This is a genomic window from Actinokineospora sp. NPDC051303 (genome assembly GCF_055586285.1).
Genome location: NZ_JBVJIN010000001.1, coordinates 117,447 through 134,914, shown reverse-complemented (window position 1 = coordinate 134,914; position 17,468 = coordinate 117,447). Strand labels below are relative to the sequence as shown.

Here is a 17,468-nt window from a genome sequence, read left to right as displayed (position 1 = left end):
CATCCTGGTCTCAGCGAGAACAAGGAGAGGTGCCCGGAGCGGCTTATCGGGTTCCTAACGCGAGTCAGGAAGGGCTTCGGCCCACGCAGGTTCGAATCCTGCCCTCTCCGCCACACGGACAACGAAGATCGCGCACAAGCTTGGGGAGCCATAGCGCCGCAGGTGCTTGACGGGCAGTCGGTCGGGTCAGCGGGTCCGAGTCGCCGTGGTCTCGGCAGCGCGGGGGAGCATCTGCCTGCCCTGCCGAAAATCCTGATGCCGGTGCGTCACCGGGGAAACTTCGTCGTCGGACTGGTGATGATCCCGGTCAGGTCGGCATCGGTCAGGTTGGCGCCGGTGAGGTCGGCACCGCTCAAGTCGGCGTGGTTGAGTTTCGCTCTGGTGAGATCGGCGCCGCGGAGGTTGGCCCCGGTCAGGTTGGCGCGTTCAAGGGTGGCCTCGTCCAAGCGGGCTCCGATCAGGCGGGCGCCGCTCAGGTCGGCTCGGAATAGGATCGCTCCAGTCAGCACGCTGTCGTTGAAGACCGCTTCGGTGAGCACCGCATCGTTGAATTGGGCCTCCCGCGAGGTTGTATTCGCCAGGTTCGCCCGCACCAGGCGGGCGTTGACGAGTCTTGCTTTCCCCAGGTTCGCGGCGCCGAGGTTCGTCCCGTCCAGCGTCGCTCCCGTGAGGTCGGCGTTCTCCAGGTTCACTTCGCGCGATGTCCCGTCGGTCAGCACCGTGCCTTTGAGCCTGGCCCCGTGCAGGTTCGCGCCGTCAAGTGCGGCTCCGGGCAAGCGGGCGCCGGACAGGTCGACCCGGTTTCCCTGGTCCATAGGGTGCGGACGGCGGCCGAGGACGGTGAGGATCGCCTGGATGTCGATCGTGACCGGGGACTGGCCGCGGGACTGATCGCGGGCGAAGGCGCACAGCACCTCGATGATCGCGGGCTCGTCCGGCTTCGAGTCCTTCATGATGCGCTCCAGGCCGTAGATCCCGCCCAGCCGGACACTCAGGATGTCCGAGCCGAGTTGTTCGACCGATTTGCCGAACCGGTCGGTGACCTGGCCTCGTTCGCTGAGGCTCTGCTGCTCGCGGTTGGCCGCGCTGCTCTCCAGCACCGCGAAGACGGCGACGACCACGGCGAGGATACTGCCGATCGCGGCGATCAGTTGCGGCCAGTCGGTTTTGCCGCGTTCTTTTCGGGTCGGACTCATCAATGGCTCCCGGTGCTCGCGAATCAGGACGGCGCGACGATGGTCACCGGGACGTCATAGTCGTGGCAGAACGCGGTGAGAGCCAATCCGTTGTCGGGGTAGGTGAACCGTGCTTTGACGATTCGATTGGTTTTGACGTCGAGCCACACATGACTCGGACCCACTCGACCGCTGCCGGGAATGAGCGCGGCCAGCGCCAGCTTCGTCGGTTCAAGGGCGACCCTGACCGTTTCTTCTCCGCTTATCTTCTCCCGACCCTCGACTCGCGTGTCGCGCGCGGTGCGCAGCATTTCCCCGATCCCTCGGTTCGGATCGAGAAGAGCACTCGGGTCATAGACTGTTTTCGAGGCCTGCAGCGGCATTTTGCTGTACGGGCCATTGTCGAAGCTGACGTGCACCTGCTCGTCAACGATCACGAAGCGCGCCGTGACTCCCCCGGCTAGGGTGGCCGTTCCCTCCGCCGATCCGACGTGGGAGACCACACCGTCGGCATGGCGCAATTCCAATGACGTGAGGTCACCGGTCACGTCGACGGTGAACCGAAACGTCTTCACCGACGCCATCGCGTCACCGGCGGCGGCAAGGAGTCGCTGGGCCTCGGGCGGAGCCGACGACGGCGCCGAACAACCCGCGACCGTGACGGCGGCGACCGTCAGTGCCGCGACGACGCGTAAGAAGGACGGCATAAGTCGATCTTACTGGCCTGGGCTGTCCGCCCGCCGTCGCCTGAGCGGGTGCATTCATCGACACATCGCGGCACGCCCCCGGGCGATTATCGGAACATGGGATGTCCTTCCAGCGGCGTGGCGGTCACCCGATGTCGACCAGGGAATGCCTTCCCTGGCAGTGATCCGAGTGTGCTCCGCCAGTTGCCCGAAACCGGGCTGGAAGCGGTCATCCGGCGGCCTCCTGGACCTGCTCGGCCACTCGCGTCCCGGTGCGCTCGCGTTCCACGGCCTGGTAGAGCGCCTTGATGTTGGCGCTGCCGAAGGTCGACGCGCCCAGCCGTTCGATCACCTCGAAGAAGATCGTGCGTCGCGAGTGGGTGGTCTGGGTGAAAATCTGGAACAGCTCGCCCTCGTTGTCCTGGTCCACCAAGACGTTTAGCTCGCGCAGCACCTCGACGGGCACCGCGACGTGCGCGAAGCGCTCGGCGAGGGTGTCGTAGTACGCCGAGGGGGTGGTGAGGAATCCGACGCCGCGGGCGGACAGCGTGCGCACCGTGGTGGCGATGTCGTCGGTCAGGAACGCCAGATGCTGCACGCCGGGGCCGGAGTGCGCGGCGAGGAAGTCGTCTATCTGGCCGGGCAGGGCGGTGGTGTCGGGCTCCAGCAGCGTCAGGGTGACCGCGCCGGAGACGCTCTGCACCACCTTGGAGTTCATCGCCTGGCCGCCGACCTCGATGTGCTCCTCGAAGATCTCCTTGAAGCCCAGCACCCGCTCGTAGTAGCGGACCGTCGGCTCCAGTTGGCCCGCCTCCACGCAGGCGGCCACATGGTCGATGGCGAGCAGCAGGTCCAGCGGGGCGTCCCCGTCGTCCCCCGGCTTCCGGTCGACCGGCTCAAGCTCGGACAACAACGCGTCCGGGCGGACGAAGGAGTGCGTGACGTCGCCGAATCCGGTGATCCGGCGGGGTTGTTCGGGCCCGGTGTCGGGCTCGGCCACCACGACCGCGCCGCGCTCGACCGCCTCGGCCAGGGCCGCGTCCGGGTCGTCGGTGCGCAGCGCGATCGTGGCGAGGCCGTCGCCGTGCCGGGCGACGTACGCCGACGCCGGGTGGGCGGCGGTCCGCCCCTCGGTGACCAGGACTCGGATGTCGCCCTGGGCGAGCAGGACACCGTGGCGGTCCGGCCGGTCGGCGAGCCGCCCGACCGCCCGGAAGCCGTATTCGGCGCGCAGGCGGGCGGCGGTTTGCTCGGCGTCGGCGACATGGAACTCGACATACTCGATGGCGGATACGTGCATGGTCAACCTCTGGTGTGCCGGAGTGGGCTGGTCGCGTCGCTGGGTGTGGTGGTGGAAGTCAGTCGGGTGTTCGGGCCGCCGATGACGCGGCTGGCATCGGGTCCGCCGAAGGCGAACGAGGTCGACAGCGCGGCGCGGACCTCGCGGACCCGCACCCCGCCGCGCCCGTGGTCGAGCGCGCGGTCCGGGTCTTCGGGATTGTGGGTGGACGGCAGGACTCCCGCGCTGACCGCGAGCGCCGCCGCCTCAACCGCCTCGGAGCCGCCGAGCAGGTGCCGCTCAGGGCCTTGATGGAGCTGACCGGCGGGCCGTCCGCACCGGACCCCGCCCGCAGCGCGGTCGCCTCGGCGGCATCGTCCAACGGCGTCGATGTTCCGTGCGCAGTCACATAGTCCACATCGGACAACCCCAATCCGTCGGTAATTGCTTTGCGTATCAACACTTCCGTGCCCGCGCCGTCCGGTCGGGGCGTGGCCGGGTGGCAGGCGTCGGTCGTGCCGCCCCACCCGAGCAGCCCGGCGTACGCCGCCACGCCGCGCGAGTCGGCGAAATCCGCGCGTTCGACCACCACCACCCCTGCCCCCTCGCCGAGCACGAAACCGTTGCGACGCTTGCCAAAGAGCCTGCTCGCCGCGGTGGGCTCGGCGCCCCGGCCCCGGGCGAGCGCCCCTGCGTTGGCGAACGCGGCGGCCACCATCGGACGCAGCGCGGTGTCGCTGCCGCCGCGCACCGCGACATCGGCTTCCCCCGCGCGGACGAGCCGCAGCGCCTCGGCGATGGCCTGCGCACCCGCCGCGTAGGCCGTGGTGACACACCCACTGTACCCGCGAATCCCGTGCCGTATGGCGGTTCTGGCCGCCGCCCTGTTGTCCAGCATCCGGGGCAGCGGGTCCGGATTCGCCTTCTGTCCGCCGTGCTCCCTGCGCAAAGTGGAGAAGTGTTCGGAGGTCGGCAATCCGGCGCCGCCGGTGGACACGACCACAGCCACCCGATCGTGGGCCACGTCGGACCCGACGGCGCTCCGCGCGTCGTCCGCGGCCGCCATCGCAGGCGGCGCGAACCGGTCGACCGCGCGGCCTTGCCAAACGTCCAGCACCTCGGCCGGGTCGATGCCCGCGGTGTTGAGCAGGGCGTCGAGCGGGTGCCCCGGCGGCGGGGCGGCCAGGCCGGAGCGTCCGGCGCACAGGGCGTCGAACACCGCGCCCGGCTCGCGGCCGACCGGGATGGCCCGCCCGATCCCGGTGATCGCCGCGGCGGGCCTCATCGGCTGCCCAGGGCGTGCGGGCGCCGTTCCCGCAGGGCGACCTCGCGCACCTTTCCGGTGGGGTCCAGCGGAAACTGGTCGTCGCCGACCACCACCGCGCGCACGGCGGCGACCTTCGGCCCCGGCGCGGCGCGGTCGAGACCGGGGTCGCCCGCCGACCGCACCATGGTCGCGGTGCGGGTCGGCGGCACGGTGGTGACCGAGACCTCGGGCCGCACCAGCTCGCCCGCCACCACCATGCGGCGCAGCCGGGGCGCGGTGGACGCAGCCGTGGTGAGCGGCTTGGCGTGGACCGGCACGGTGGCGGAGGTCTCACCTGTGGCGACCGCGGCGAGGACACACTCCGCGGTGACCCGCTCGGGGATGACCAGCTTCCCGCCCGCGTGCAGCGCGTCGAGCAGGCCGCCGACGAGGCCGAGCATGTGCGCCGCGGACGCGAGCAGCACGACCCGCCCGCCGCGGCGCGGGTAGTCGGCCAGCCGGTCGTCGCGGTCGAGTTCGGCCGCCAGGTCGGCCGCGGTCCGGCCGATCATCTTGGCCGCGCCGGTCAAGCCGGGGCTGAACCGCACCAGCGCGTGCGGGTCGCCGTCCCGCGCGGACACTCGCGCCACCACATCGGCGTGCCCACGCGGGCGCGCGGCGGCCACGGCGAACCGCGCGGCCATCCGGTCCAGCGCCGCGTCGACCTCGCGCTGGGTCAGCCGGTGGTCGGGCAGGACCTCGTCCACCCATTTTCGATGAGCATCGACCGGGCCGACTTCGGAAACCGGGGTGCGCTTCATCGCCGACCCTTCGCGTCGATTGCTACGCCGAATGCCGTATGAGCTGCCGATCACCACCCTGACTGACTGAAACAGTCACATATCCCGCACCGCCCGTCAAGGTCACCCGAAAGGGCTAATTTGGTTCGCATGGACGAACGCATCCGGCCGCAACTCGCTGTCCGTGAAGGGATTCACCCGGGTCGGCCGTCACCGCCCGCGCAGGAAAAGGCAACCGGAAACGCGCTGCGTGACAATTCTCTCGGCGGCTTTCCGGTGACGGCGCGAGTGGCCGCGTAATTCCCCGCTATCGTTCCGCCGAATGGCTCACCGACGACCACGGAGTCCGATGATGAAACCAGTTCGGGTGCCGGACTACGCGGACCTCGCCCGGGCCGCCCTGCCCGCGCGAGTGTGGGACTACTTCGACGGCGGGTCGGGCGCGGAGTGGACACTGCGGGAGAACCGCTCGGCGTTCGAGCGGATCACGCTGCGGACCAGGGTGTTGACCGACGTCACGACGTGCGACCCGAGGACCAGCGTGCTCGGCGCCGACCTGGCCGCGCCGATCGGCGTCGCCCCGATGGCCTACCACCGCCTGGCCCACGACGACGGCGAGCGGGCCACCGCGGCGGCGGCGGGCGCGAACGGACTGCTGTTCGTGGTGAGCATGTTCGCCAGCGCGAGCTACGCCGACATCGCGGCGGCCGCGAAAGGTCCACTATGGACGCAACTGTACTGGCTGCGCGACCGAGCGGCCCTGCTCGACGTGGTGCGCCGGGCCGAGGACGCGGGCGTCTCCGCGCTCGTGCTGACCGTCGACGCGCCGCGGGTCGCCCGCAGGCCCCGCGATGTGCGCAACGCCTTCACCGTGCCCGCGGACATCCGCGCGGTCAACATCGACGCCCCGGTGATGGCCGCCAGCCACATCGCCGAAGACGGCACCTCCGCCATCGAACGCCACTCCCGCGAGCGGTTCGACCCGTCGCTGACCTGGGCCGACCTGGCGTGGCTGCGGGAGCGCAGCGCGCTTCCCCTTGCGCTCAAGGGAATCCTCACCGGCGAGGACGCCGAGCTCGCGGTGACGCACGGCATGGACGCGATCGTGGTCTCCAACCACGGCGGCAGGCAGCTCGACGGTGTGCCCGCCGCCATCGACGCCCTCCCCGAGGTCGCCGACCGGGTGGCGGGCCGCGTGCCGATCCTGGTCGACGGCGGCGTCCGCAGCGGAACCGACGTCCTCAAGGCCGTCGCCCTCGGCGCGAGCGCGGTGCTCGTCGGCCGCCCGGTGCTCTGGGGCCTGGCCCACGCGGGCGCGGCGGGCGCCGCCGACGTGCTCGCCATCCTGCGCGAAGAACTGGACGAGGCCATGGCCCTCACCGGCCGCCCGACCCTCGCCGATATCGACCGCTCAGTCCTCGCTTGCCGACCCCCGAACGAAAGCACACTGTCCCCTTAGGACGAAATTTCTAGCTCTGTCCGGCCATCACCTCGGCGTGCACCTCCGGATCGCGCGCGGCCAGATGGGCGAGGATCGCGCCGATCGGGGTGCCGTAGTTCTCCTGGTTGATCGTGCGCCCCCATACGTGCACCGCGCCGTTGACGATGGTCTGGAAACCGCGGTGCAGCGCGGCGACGTGCCAGGCGTCGTCGCAGATGGCCGAGCCGGACGACCCGCCCGCGGTGTCGGTGAGGTAGCTGAGCCGGTCCGGTGAACCGCTGACGACGAAGTTGTTGCGGAACCCCAGCCGCATCGGGTGCCCGCCAGGGTGCTGCAGCACGTTCACCCGCTCGCTCAACTCGCGATCCGGCGTCCGGACGATGGGGGTGGCCCGCAGCCGCAGCGGCGGCCGGGGCGAGTCGTCCTCGGCCAGTCGCAGGATCGCGAAGTCCAGCTCCGCGTCGTGGGCGACGCAGCCGACCGCCGCGACGCTGTGGCCGGTGGCGGCGGCGCTGTAGTAGTCGAACAGCGCCGTGGCCGACGCGCCCTGGAGCGCGAAGTCGGCTTCGCTCGCCTTCGGCTCCCGGGGCGATCGGGCGTTCACCACGTGGTGGTTGGTGACGAGCAGCCGCGGCGCGATCATCCAGCCGGTGCCGAGGACGACGTCCGGCGCGTTGCCCGCCAGGGTGGCGGGCACGCCATGGAAATGCCGCTGCACCACCAGTTTCGCCACCGAGCGGGACACCGCCGCCCCGGTGTGCAGGAACCCGACGTCGAGCGTGTCGTCCTCGGCGATCACGACTTCCAGCGCGCCTTGGGCGTCGAGCATCGACTCCACGTCCGGCACCGGGGCGGCGGGCTCGTCCACCGGCGAGGTCGTCGGCGGCGCGTCGCCGTCAACGGAGGCGATCTCCAACGCCCGGCGGAACACCAGTTCCTCCGGCCGCCCCGCCGCCAGCAGGACCGCGTTGTCCAGCCACTGCAACAGCGGCACCTGCCCGGAGAGCAGGACCCGGGTGCAGTTCATCCGGCTGGTCAGCGTCATCAGCTTGGCCACGCCGTGCCCGCCCTGCATGGCGCTGGCCACGAACGCGGGCGGGATGCCGCTGGTGAGCGCGGCCAGCATGCCGTCGTCGGCGAAGCCCAGTTCGATGGCGGCGTGCTGGACCTCCTTGAGCGCGCTCGGGGTGAGATGGGCGAATGTCATGGCAGCCTCCTGCCCCGCGGGCCCGTCCGGCGACGGACCAGGTTGTCCACGGCCACAGCCCCGTGCCTGGCCGGAGTCGAGCGCGCGGCCCGGGTCGGGCCGCCGCCCGCTATGCGCGCGTGCCGACCATCTCGTTGAGCAGCTCGACAACCCGCCGCTGGTAATCCGAAACCGGTCCGGTGTCGGCCTCAAGGCCGCTTTCCAGCCTGCTCAACGCGTTCTCTGCCCGCACCACCACGTCGGAGATGTCCTCTTCGGCCTCGGGGTAGAGCAGCGCCAGCCCGCGTTTGTCCCCTTCGGACAGATCGATCCCGTTGCCGCTGGGCGCGCACGAACTCGGGTTCGTCTTGTAGAAGAACGACTCGAAGGCGTAGAGCATGACCGAGTCGTTGTCGAACGGCCCCGCGATCACCTCCGGCGACTCGTTGACCCGCAGGTTGTGGTCGACCTTCGCCTTGGGCCAGTGATTGGGGGCGCCCGCCAGGTAGGTGTAGATGCCCGGTCTGCGGCCCGCCGCGTCCGGAATGAACACGCCGCGTGGGTTCTTGGTCAGGCTGTAGCCCGTGTCGTCGTCCCAGCGGAACTCGGTCTCGCACGGGCCGCGCATGTTCTGGTGCGCGTGGTGGAAGGCCAGCGCGTGCAGGAACTCGTGCCGCACAACGCCTTCCCAGTCGTCCGGGCGCTCGTCGGTGAACCCGCCGAGGTTGAGGCTGCGCTGCCCGGGGCCGCCGCCGACCGGGCCGCCGGGCGAGCCGATGGTGGGGTCGTTGCTGTCGGTGCCGACCAGGGACCAGAACCCGCCCAGGTCGAAGCTGACCCGGATCTCGGCGGCGTGCTCGGTGTCGGACTCGTGCCAGCGGCGGAACTCGCCGGTGGCGGCGTCGAAGCCGAAGTCCAGGGTCAGATTAGCCGCGTCGGTGATCTGCTTGGTCGCTTCGGCGACGTCGGCGTGCAGCGCGGTGTCGCCGTCGAGGAAGGCGACCCGCACGGTCGAGCCGGGACGCCAGCGGGCGATGTCGGAGACGAGGAACTCCAGGCCGTCGCCAGCGGCGGCGGCCTGCGCGCGCCACTGGTCGCGCACCTCAAGGGCCGCGACGAGTTCGTCCGGGAGGGATTCCAGCACTCGGGGCCGCGTCGAGCCGCGGCTGTTCGTCGGTGCGTTCATGCTTCCTACTTTCCGGCCCCAACGCGACCGGGGCCGTTGTTTGCCGTACCTGTTCTCATCGCCGCGCCCGCCCGACCGGTTAGGGCCCGCGGGAGCGGCTGAACGGGTGAATCACGGCTCGAACCCGCTCGACTACGGCCGGTACCTCAAGTAAAGGTGAGGGCCGCCCCCCGATAGGCGGCCCTCACCAGGCTTAATCGGTGGACGGTCAGATCGTCATTCGGGTGCCGTCGAACCGGGTGAGGCCGAAGGAGGCGTCCTCGTGGCCGACCCGGACCTGGTCGCGCAGCACGCCGATAGCCACGGCCTCGCCGAGGCGCACCGCCTCGGAGTAGTCGGTGCGCCAGTGCACGCCCGCCATGTTGCGGGCGCTGGCGATGTTGGCGGCCACCTTGTCCAACTCGCCGCCGACGGTCAGCCTGTCCGCGTCCGCGCCCTCGTAGGGCACCAGCGCGGTGCCGGAGCTGTTGGGCACGACCGCGCGCGGCAGCGTCCACGACTCGTCAAACCAAGCCTTGAGCACCGTGACGCACGCGCCCGCCACGGTGGCGTGGCCGGACCCGTAGGACGGGTGCATCGGCGAGCCCTCCGGAAACGCCTGCGGCAGCAGGAAAGAACCGTGCCGCTCGTGCACCAGCTTCAGCGCCGTCGAGTCCAGCACCCCGTTGTCGATCATGTCGTAGTCGCGCAGCCCGGTGAGGTGGGCGTGCACCCGGCCGCCGAACGCCTCCGGCCGCAACCGCCGGTGCACGAACCACTTCTGGAACCACGCTGCCTTCAACGCCCGAGTGGCCACCTCCGTGACCAGGGTCAGCACGTGCGGCGGCCCGTAGGTGCCGAAGCCCTCCTGGTTGGCCGAGTGCCGGTACGGGTTGCCGTTGTCGACCGGGGCGTCCAGGCTCAGCAGGATCAGCGCCGCGTTGAGGTACGCCTCGTACAGCGCGTCGAAGTGCACGTAGTTGGCCATGTCGCGCGGGGTGCGCAGGAATCGGCGATTCACGTGGTCACGCTGGATCGGGGTAACCTGCTCGCCGCGCTGCACCGCCAGCCAGTCGTCAAAGGCGGTCAGGAAATCCCGGTTGCGGCGCACCGTGTCGTGCGTCTGCGGGATGCGCAGCGTGCCGTATTGGATGTCGCGCAACAGGAACTGCGACAGGTACGGGCCGCGCCGGTCGCCCGGGGTGTCGCCGCGGAAAAGCAGTTCCGGGGTTACCCGGCCGTTTTCCTTGGGAGCGCGGTAATCCGACAGCCCGGACAGCTCGGCCGCCGCCTGCTCGGCCAGCGGATTGGTGTCGAAGTCGGAGAACGGCACGTCGCGGCACAGCGCCATCCAGTACAGCTCGACCATCTCCGCCGAGTTGCGCGCGCTGTCGATACGCGGAGCCGCGGGCATCAGCAACGCCTGCGCGTCCGGCCCCTCCAGGTCGAAGGCCAGGCCCGCCTGCGGGTTGACCAGTTTGCGCTCCCCCACCGGAATGCGCTCGAAGTCCTCGGCCCGGCCGGTGGTGAGCGCCCGCAACAACAGGTTGTACGCCTCGGGCACGACTTCGCCCGTGTCGTCGTGCGGCAGTCCCTTGCTGAAGTTGGCCACAAAGGGATAGTCCCCTTCTTCGCCGTTGTTCACGTGGTCCGGCCACGGATTCCTGGTCGCGGCATCAGCGGCGGCGAGCCGGGACGCGCGCACGAGCGAACAGCGGTCTTCCATTGGTTATCCCCCAAAGAATCTTCTCGCCCCTCCCCAGAGGCGTGTCCCCAGCAGACCACCGCGCGCGACCGAGATCAGCGGCCAAACGGGTGATTTATTCCGTCAAAAAAATCGCCCGATCGGTGTCACAGTTACCGCCGACAATCCCAGCGTGGCCAATTCCCGCTGGGGCGGCGCGGATTCGGGCTCCATTCAGCCGATCGACCACGGCCGATTGGTGCGGTATTTGGACGATACCTGCCAAACCGTTCACTCGGGTGATCGGGCCGCTCTATGGTCACCCCTGTGCCAGCCGATCGGCGATCACCCATCAAGCAGGCGCTGGGGTTCGAGCCCTGGCGGGTGCGCGTCAGCGACGCGCGGGGCGCGGTGCTCGGCGCGGGCGTGCTGCTCGGCGCGGGCTACGTCGTCACCTGCGCCAACGTGGTCGAGCGCGCGACCGGGCTGCGCGTGGACTTTCTGTGTCTGCGGTCCCCGATGTCCGAAGTGGCCCGGATCGTGCCGGGTTGCGCGGTCCCGCCGACGGCCGACCGGCGCGGTGACGTGGCGCTGCTGCGACTCGACCGGACACCCTCCGATGTGGTCGGCACGACGCTGCGGCGGGCAGCGCTGAGTTGGGAACGCGGAGTGCATCTTCAGGGATTCCCACGCTCGCATGAGGACGGCGTGTGGACCCGGGCACGGCTGGCCGCCGAGTCCGGGCCGGGCCAGGAATGGCTGCGGCTGACCGCCGTCCCGGGCCACCAGCGGGTCCGCGCCGGGTTCAGCGGGACCGGCGTCGCGGACGACCGCACCGGGCACGTGCTCGGCATCGTCGTCGGCGAGCACACCGACAACGCGACCGACCTGTCCTGGATGATGCCCGCCGAGACGATCGTCCGGCACCTCCCGGCCGTGCTGCCCTGGGTCGACGGCGAGCCCGGCGCCGACGAGGTGTTCAGCGGCCCGGTGGACGGCCAGGACTCCGACGACCACACCCGGGCGCTGGTCGACTGGCTGACCCGGCGGGAGCCCGGGAACCCAGTGATGATCGTCGCGAGCGCGCCGGGGCTGGCCGCGCTGCGCCGCATGGTCGCGCTGGACATCCCGCAACTGCGTCCGGGCGCCGCGCTCGCGGAGATCGGCGGCGTCGACCTCGCCTTGGACGCCACCGGCAGAACCGTCGACGAGGTGTCCCGGCGCATCATCGACTGCACCGGACTGCCCGTCGATGACTCCACCAGCCCCACTGAACAACTGCGTTCGACTGTCCCGCCGATGACCATTGTCATCGAGGGCGTTGACGACGCGGCGGAGCCGCAGGCGCTGCTGGAGCAGGTGATCAAGCTGCTCGCCGAGCGCGGCGTCCGGCTCATCCTCGGTTTTCGCCAGCCGTCCTCACCCAGCCTGGCGGCGGCCCGGCAGTGGGAGGCCGCCACGCTCACCGCCCGGTTGAACCGACTCGGCGAGCGAATCGACGTCCTGGCCGCCATCGAGGACCAGAGCGTCGACAGGTCCCACGTGACCAAGCTGCGGCTGCGGCTGAGCGGGCTGCGGATGGCCGCGGCGGGCACGTTCCCCGGCGAGGCGTGGCGGGAATTGCGCCGGTGCGAGCAGCAGGTCGGCGAGGCGCTGTGGCACGCCCGGACACCGGACTGGGCCGTCCGGCGCGCCGAACTCGCCGGACGGCTGGACGCTTATCAGGCCAAGGTCTCCCGCGACGGCGAACGGCCCGACCTCGACCCAGGCTTCCGCGCGGCGCACGGGCTGTTGTCGCGGACGCCGCCCGACCCGGCCGCCGCGGAAGCTGCGGTGACCGCCTATCTGGGCCAAGTCGAGCGTGTTCTTCGTGCGGACGGTGACCGACGATGACCCGCTGCCCCCGACCGGGGTGCGCGGGCGAACTGGAGGAAACCGGGTTCTGCGACAGCTGCTTCCAGGAACCGCCCACGACCACCGCCCGCACGGCGCGGCCGGACGCCGGGCGCAGCGGGCGCGCGCCCACCGCGGACGACGACCTGTCCGCTCTCCCGGTCTTCGAGTTCCCTGACCCGTCGAGCCGGATTTTGAGCGATCCGGAGGTCCCCGAGCGCAGGCGCCACTGTGGCAAGTGCGGCGCCCCGGTTGGCCGCTCCTACGCGGGACAGCCCGCCGTCAGCGAAGGTTTCTGCGCCCGCTGCGGGTTTCCTTACTCGTTCCTGCCCAGCCTGGACCCGGGCGATGTCGTCGGCGGGCAGTACGAGGTGATCGGCTGCTTCGCCCGGGGCGGCCTGGGTTGGATTTACTTGGCACGCGACAAGCACCTTGACGACAACCTGGTTGTCCTCAAAGGACTGATCGACGTGAACGACGCGGCGACGGCCGCGGCGGAGCGGCGGGCGCTGACCATGATGGACCACCAGAACATCGTGCGAATCCACAACTTCGTCACCCAGCACGAGCCGCGCACGAACCTCACGCGCGAGTACATCGTGATGGAGTACGTCGACGGGGTGACGCTCGGCCAGGTCAAGGAGCTGGCGGCGCGGCGGTTGGACCCGCTCGGCGAGCCGCTGCGCGTCGAGCACCTCGCCTCCTGCGGCCTGCACATCCTCGCCGCCCTGGACTACCTGCACGGCCGGGGGCTGCTGTACTGCGACATGAAGCCGGACAACGTGATCATCCGGCCGGGCCGCGACGGCGAGCGCGCCACCCGGGTCAAGCTCATCGATCTCGGCGCGGTCCGCCGGATCGGCGACCGGACCAGCAAGATCATCGGCACTGAGGGCTACCAGGTCTCCCGGGCCGAGATCGCCGAGCGCGGGCTGACCGTGCGCTCGGACATCCACACCGTCGGAGAGACGCTGTCGCGGATGCTCACCGCGACCGTCGACTGGGCCGAGCACCCGTTTCCGAACTCGGTGGGCGGGATCGCGGTTGGCGTCGACTCGTTCCGCCGGGTGTTCGAGCGCGCCCGGCACCCCGACGCCGACCACAGGTTCGCGACCGCGGCGGAGATGGCCGACCAGCTCGCGGGGGTCCGGCGGGAGATCGCCGCGTTGCGCGACGGGATCGCCCGGCCCGCGCCGTCCACGGTGTTCGAGCCCACCGCCGCGCTGCTCGACGCCGGTCTCGGCGCGGCGCCGCCGCTGGACCGGTGGACCCGCGGCGACCTGTCGGGCGCCCCGCGGGCCGACGGCAGGCCCACCCCCGACAGCGCGGCGGTCCGGCTTCCGGTCCCCCGGGTGGACCCGGCCGACCCGGCCGCGGCCTTCCTCGCCGCGGCCGCCGCGCCGGACGCCCGCAGGCTCCTGAACAAACTGGCCTCGGCCGATCACGACTTCGCAGGCTTTCCAGACTCCCCGGACTCCCCCGGGGTCGCCTTCGCCCGCTGCCGTGCGCGCCTGGAACTCGGCGACGTCACGGGCGCGGCGGGCGACCTGGTCCGGGCGCGAGCGCGGCTGGGCGACCGGGCCGGGCACGACTGGCGGCTGGCCTGGCACGAGGGCCTGCTCGCGCTGGCGAGCGCGGACGTCCCGACCGCCAGGTCGAAGTTCGACGCGGTGTGCCAGGCCGTGCCGGGCGAGACCGCGCCGAAGCTGGCGCTCGCGTTCTGCGCCGAGCATGAGAGCGAGCGCAAGAACGAGCGCGAGCGCCACAACGAGCGGAACCGAGCGGAAGCGCTCTACGACGCGGTGTGGCGGCGGGACCGGACCGAGGGCAGCGCGGCGTTCGGCCTGGCGCGCATCCGGCTCGCGCACCGCGACCGCGCGGGCGCGGTGGCCGTGCTGGACGAGGTGCCCAAGGTGTCCCGGCACTACGACGCCGCGGCCATCGCCGCCGTGACCGTCCTTTCTAGACAGTTGGGCGCCCGCGAGCCCACTCCCGCCGATCTGGCCGCGGCCGCCGACCGGCTGCGCGCCCTGTACCTCGACGACGGGGACGACAGCGGCCCGGCCCGCGCCCGGCTGACCGCGCTGGTGCGCGAAGCGGCGCTCGACTCGGCGGGCGGTCGACCGCTGGCTGTCAACGGCGGCGTCGTGTTCGGCGCGAACTCCGACGAGCACGCCCTGCGAGTCCTTTTGGAACAGTCCTACCGCGCCCTGGCGAAGCAGGCCCGCACCGCCGACGACCACGGCGTCCTGATCGACCTGGCCAACACCGTTCGGCCCAGGACACCGCGATGACACCCCCTACGCACCCATGACCCACACCTGACGACGCACCTGGGAGTACGCCGATGCAGGACCCACCCGGTTTCCATGTGACCGTGCACCAGAACCGCTATCTGTCCGTCCACGACACCGCACTGCACGCCGTGCTCACCGTTGACGGGCGCGGTTTCGCCGCCATGGCCGCCTCCGGCGCGGTCGAGGCCGCCGAGGTGATCGCGATCGACTGCTCCGGATCGATGGACCGGCCGCGCACGAAGATCGCCGCGGCCCGTCGGGCGACCGCGGCGGCCATCGACGCGCTGCGCGACGGCACGCGCTTCGCCGTGGTCGAGGGCACGCACACCGCGCGCGTGGTCTATCCGGACGGAAACCGGCTCGCGCCTGTGACGGCGGAGACCCGGTGGGCGGCGAAAGCGGCAGTCGCCCGGCTGGTGGCCAGCGGCGGCACCGGGATGAGCAGCTGGCTGCGGCTGGCCGACCGACTGCTGTCGGCGCACACCGACGCGGTGCGCCACCTGCTCATGCTCACCGACGGCAAGAACGAGACCGAGGACCCGGCTGACCTCGACGCCACGCTCGCCGCCTGCGCGGGCCGGTTCGTGTGCGACGCGCGCGGCATCGGCGAGAACTGGTCGCCCGACGAGCTCAAGCGCATCGTGGGCGTGTTGCGCGGCGGCGCGGACGCGGTGCGCGCGGACGCCGACCTGGTCGCCGAGTTCGCCGCGCTGACCAGCGCGGCGATGGCCAAGGCCATCCCCGATCTGCGCCTGCGGATCAAGACCTCGCCGTTCGCCCGCGTGCGGTTCCTCAAGCAGACCTTCCCCACCGAGATCGATCTCGGCCCCGGCACGCGGCTCGCCGACCGCGTCATCGAGTTCTCCACCGGCTCGTGGGGCGATGAGACCCGGGATTACCACCTGTGCCTGGAAGTGGCCTGGGACAAGCACGACATGGGCGTGGACCACCAGGCCGCCCGGATCGATGCCGTCGCGGTGGCCGGGTCGGCGCCACTGGACCTGCCGTGTCCTCCCGTCCCGGTGCGCGTGCACTGGACCGAGGACCTGGGGCGCTCCAGTGTGCTCGACCCGTGGGTGACCCACTACACCGGCCAAGCGGAACTGAACAAGGCCATGGTCGCCGGGTGCGCTGCCTACGGCGCGGGCAAGAAAGACCAGGCCGCTCGCGAGTGGGGCCGCGCGGTCGCCATCGCCGCCGAGTCGGGCAACGACAAGGCGTTCCACAGGCTGGCCCGGCTCGTCGACATCACCGGCGACCCACGCGACGGCGATGTCCGGGTGCGAACGAACCTGTCGGCGCGCGATCTGCTCGCGGCCGCGGCGAGTTCGGTCATGACCACCCGCGGTCTCGACGCCGACCCGCCAGACCACCAGCCAGAGCAGACCGAGCGGATTCCGGACCAGGCCGCGATCAGGCCCGACCGCACCTGCCCCACCTGCGCGCTGATCTCGCCGGGTGACGCGGTGTTCTGCCCCCGCTGCCGGACGCCGCTGGACGGGCAGGCGTGAGCACCGCACCGCGCAGCACCACCCGGCGGACCCTGCACGCGTTCCACGCGTCGCTCCTCGGCGTGACGGCGGTCGTGCTGGCCACATCGTGGCTGTCCTTCGCCGACACCCGCGCCACCGTGGCCGCCACGGGCGGGGCCACCGCACCCGGGTTGCGGGGAGCGGTGGCCGCCCAGTCGGCGCTCGCCGAGGCGCACGACCTGGCGCTGCGCGGCTTCCACACCGGTGAGGCGCTGCTCACCGGCCCCGGCGAGGGGTACCAGGGCCACATCGTCCTGGCGAGCCAGAACCTGGCGCAGGTCGCGGAGAACGCCGATGGCGACGCCGTGCGGAACCGCCTGCGGGTGGTCGAGGGTCTCCTAGTCGCCTACACCGGCCTGATCGAGCAGGCCGACGCCCACTACCGCCAGGACGGCAGGCTCACGGCCACCACCTTGGTCGACCTCTGGTCAGCCGCGCGGCTGCTGGAAACCCCGGGCAGCGGGATACTCGACCAACTCGACCGCCTGGTCGAGGCGCAGGACTCCGCCCTGGCCAACCGGCTGTCGGGCGGCTCGACCAGTGTGGTGGGCGTCCTCGCCTTGGCGGTCCCGATCACCGCCCTGGCCGTGCTCATCGTGGTCGCGCAGGTCTACTTTCGCCGCCGGTTCAAGCGCGCGCTGGCCGCGCCGCTCGTCCTCGCCGCCCTGGCGCTGGCGGGTGTCGCGGCGGTCACCGTGCACGGCGTGCTCGCGCGGGACCGGCTGGAGGCCGCCGTGAGCGCGTTGCAGCGCACGACCGAACAGCGGCAGTCGGACACCGGGGCGACCGTCGACAGCGCCCGGTCCACGCTCAAAGCCCTGCTGGCCAAGGAATGCGCGCAGCACTGCGGGGAAACCGTGCAGGCGTTCCTCGCCACGCCAGGCCACCCCGGCGCGCCCCAGGACGACCGCGCGCTGACCGACGCCACGAAGATCGCGAACCGTGACATCGCCGGAGCGGAGGAGGGCCTGGGGCTGGAACCGGTGCTCCCGGTCGGCGGGGTGCTGATCGCCGTGCTGGTGGTCCGCGCGTTCCGGCCCAGATTCGAGGAATACCGGTACCAGCCGCGATGAACAGGCGCCCG

Annotated in this window: 14 protein-coding genes and 1 pseudogene; 7 read left to right on the top strand and 8 right to left on the bottom strand. The window is 71.3% G+C overall.

Annotated elements, in window-relative coordinates; genetic code table 11:
* Nucleotides 1–23: 23 nt before the first annotated feature.
* Nucleotides 24–113 (top strand): annotated as a pseudogene (locus tag ACZ6SD_RS00645).
* Between the two features lie 153 nt (nt 114–266).
* Here ACZ6SD_RS00645 and ACZ6SD_RS00640 read toward each other — a convergent pair.
* The 5 genes from ACZ6SD_RS00640 to ACZ6SD_RS00620 all read right to left on the bottom strand — a co-directional run bounded on the left by ACZ6SD_RS00640 (nt 267) and on the right by ACZ6SD_RS00620 (nt 5,207).
* Complete coding sequence (locus ACZ6SD_RS00640; protein ID WP_465314755.1) at nt 267–1,196, bottom strand: pentapeptide repeat-containing protein; 930 nt, start codon at nt 1,194–1,196, stop codon at nt 267–269.
* 23 nt (nt 1,197–1,219) lie between these two features.
* Nucleotides 1,220–1,882: an LppX_LprAFG lipoprotein gene (locus ACZ6SD_RS00635; protein ID WP_465314754.1), complete on the bottom strand. Its 663-nt coding sequence runs from the start codon at nt 1,880–1,882 to the stop codon at nt 1,220–1,222.
* Between the two features lie 208 nt (nt 1,883–2,090).
* A complete protein-coding gene (gene hppD / locus ACZ6SD_RS00630; protein ID WP_465314753.1) occupies nt 2,091–3,161 on the bottom strand; it encodes a 4-hydroxyphenylpyruvate dioxygenase in 1,071 nt (356 codons plus the stop codon).
* A gap of 58 nt (nt 3,162–3,219) precedes the next feature.
* Nucleotides 3,220–4,425 carry a beta-ketoacyl synthase N-terminal-like domain-containing protein gene (locus ACZ6SD_RS00625; RefSeq protein ID WP_465314752.1) on the bottom strand — a complete coding sequence of 402 codons (1,206 nt, stop codon included), beginning with the start codon at nt 4,423–4,425 and terminating at the stop codon, nt 3,220–3,222.
* Nucleotides 4,422–5,207 (bottom strand): hypothetical protein, encoded by a 786-nt coding sequence (locus tag ACZ6SD_RS00620; protein ID WP_465314751.1) that lies wholly within the window; start codon nt 5,205–5,207, stop codon nt 4,422–4,424. The genes ACZ6SD_RS00625 and ACZ6SD_RS00620 overlap by 4 nt, the downstream gene beginning before the upstream one ends.
* Nucleotides 5,208–5,336: 129 nt before the next feature.
* Between ACZ6SD_RS00620 and ACZ6SD_RS00615 the strand changes: the two genes are divergently transcribed.
* A complete protein-coding gene (locus tag ACZ6SD_RS00615; protein WP_465314750.1) occupies nt 5,337–5,486 on the top strand; it encodes a hypothetical protein in 150 nt (49 codons plus the stop codon).
* A 49-nt stretch (nt 5,487–5,535) separates the two neighbouring features.
* Nucleotides 5,536–6,645, top strand: a complete 1,110-nt coding sequence (locus ACZ6SD_RS00610; protein WP_465314749.1) for an alpha-hydroxy acid oxidase — start codon at nt 5,536–5,538, stop codon at nt 6,643–6,645.
* A gap of 10 nt (nt 6,646–6,655) precedes the next feature.
* On the opposite strand, the gene ACZ6SD_RS00605 is transcribed toward ACZ6SD_RS00610, so the two are convergent.
* From ACZ6SD_RS00605 to ACZ6SD_RS00595, 3 genes are all read right to left on the bottom strand, one after another.
* Nucleotides 6,656–7,834: a trypsin-like peptidase domain-containing protein gene (locus ACZ6SD_RS00605; RefSeq protein ID WP_465314748.1), complete on the bottom strand. Its 1,179-nt coding sequence runs from the start codon at nt 7,832–7,834 to the stop codon at nt 6,656–6,658.
* A gap of 109 nt (nt 7,835–7,943) precedes the next feature.
* The gene (locus tag ACZ6SD_RS00600) at nt 7,944–8,999 is read right to left on the bottom strand and encodes a zinc metalloprotease (protein ID WP_465314747.1); all 1,056 of its coding nucleotides are present in this window, start codon (nt 8,997–8,999) and stop codon (nt 7,944–7,946) included.
* A 208-nt stretch (nt 9,000–9,207) separates the two neighbouring features.
* Nucleotides 9,208–10,704 carry a vanadium-dependent haloperoxidase gene (locus ACZ6SD_RS00595; protein ID WP_465314746.1) on the bottom strand — a complete coding sequence of 499 codons (1,497 nt, stop codon included), beginning with the start codon at nt 10,702–10,704 and terminating at the stop codon, nt 9,208–9,210.
* Between the two features lie 285 nt (nt 10,705–10,989).
* Between ACZ6SD_RS00595 and ACZ6SD_RS00590 the strand changes: the two genes are divergently transcribed.
* From ACZ6SD_RS00590 to ACZ6SD_RS00575, 4 genes are read left to right on the top strand one after another with little or no spacing between them, the layout of a single operon-like run.
* The gene (locus tag ACZ6SD_RS00590; protein ID WP_465314745.1) at nt 10,990–12,555 is read left to right on the top strand and encodes a S1 family peptidase; all 1,566 of its coding nucleotides are present in this window, start codon (nt 10,990–10,992) and stop codon (nt 12,553–12,555) included.
* Nucleotides 12,552–14,849 carry a tetratricopeptide repeat protein gene (locus ACZ6SD_RS00585; RefSeq protein ID WP_465314744.1) on the top strand — a complete coding sequence of 766 codons (2,298 nt, stop codon included), beginning with the start codon at nt 12,552–12,554 and terminating at the stop codon, nt 14,847–14,849. Before ACZ6SD_RS00590 ends, ACZ6SD_RS00585 begins: the two co-directional genes overlap by 4 nt.
* Nucleotides 14,850–14,902: 53 nt before the next feature.
* Entirely contained in the window at nt 14,903–16,363 is a 1,461-nt protein-coding gene (locus ACZ6SD_RS00580) for a VWA domain-containing protein (RefSeq protein ID WP_465314743.1), read from the top strand.
* The gene (locus tag ACZ6SD_RS00575; RefSeq protein WP_465314742.1) at nt 16,360–17,457 is read left to right on the top strand and encodes a hypothetical protein; all 1,098 of its coding nucleotides are present in this window, start codon (nt 16,360–16,362) and stop codon (nt 17,455–17,457) included. The genes ACZ6SD_RS00580 and ACZ6SD_RS00575 overlap by 4 nt, the downstream gene beginning before the upstream one ends.
* The last annotated feature ends 11 nt before the right edge of the window (nt 17,458–17,468 follow it).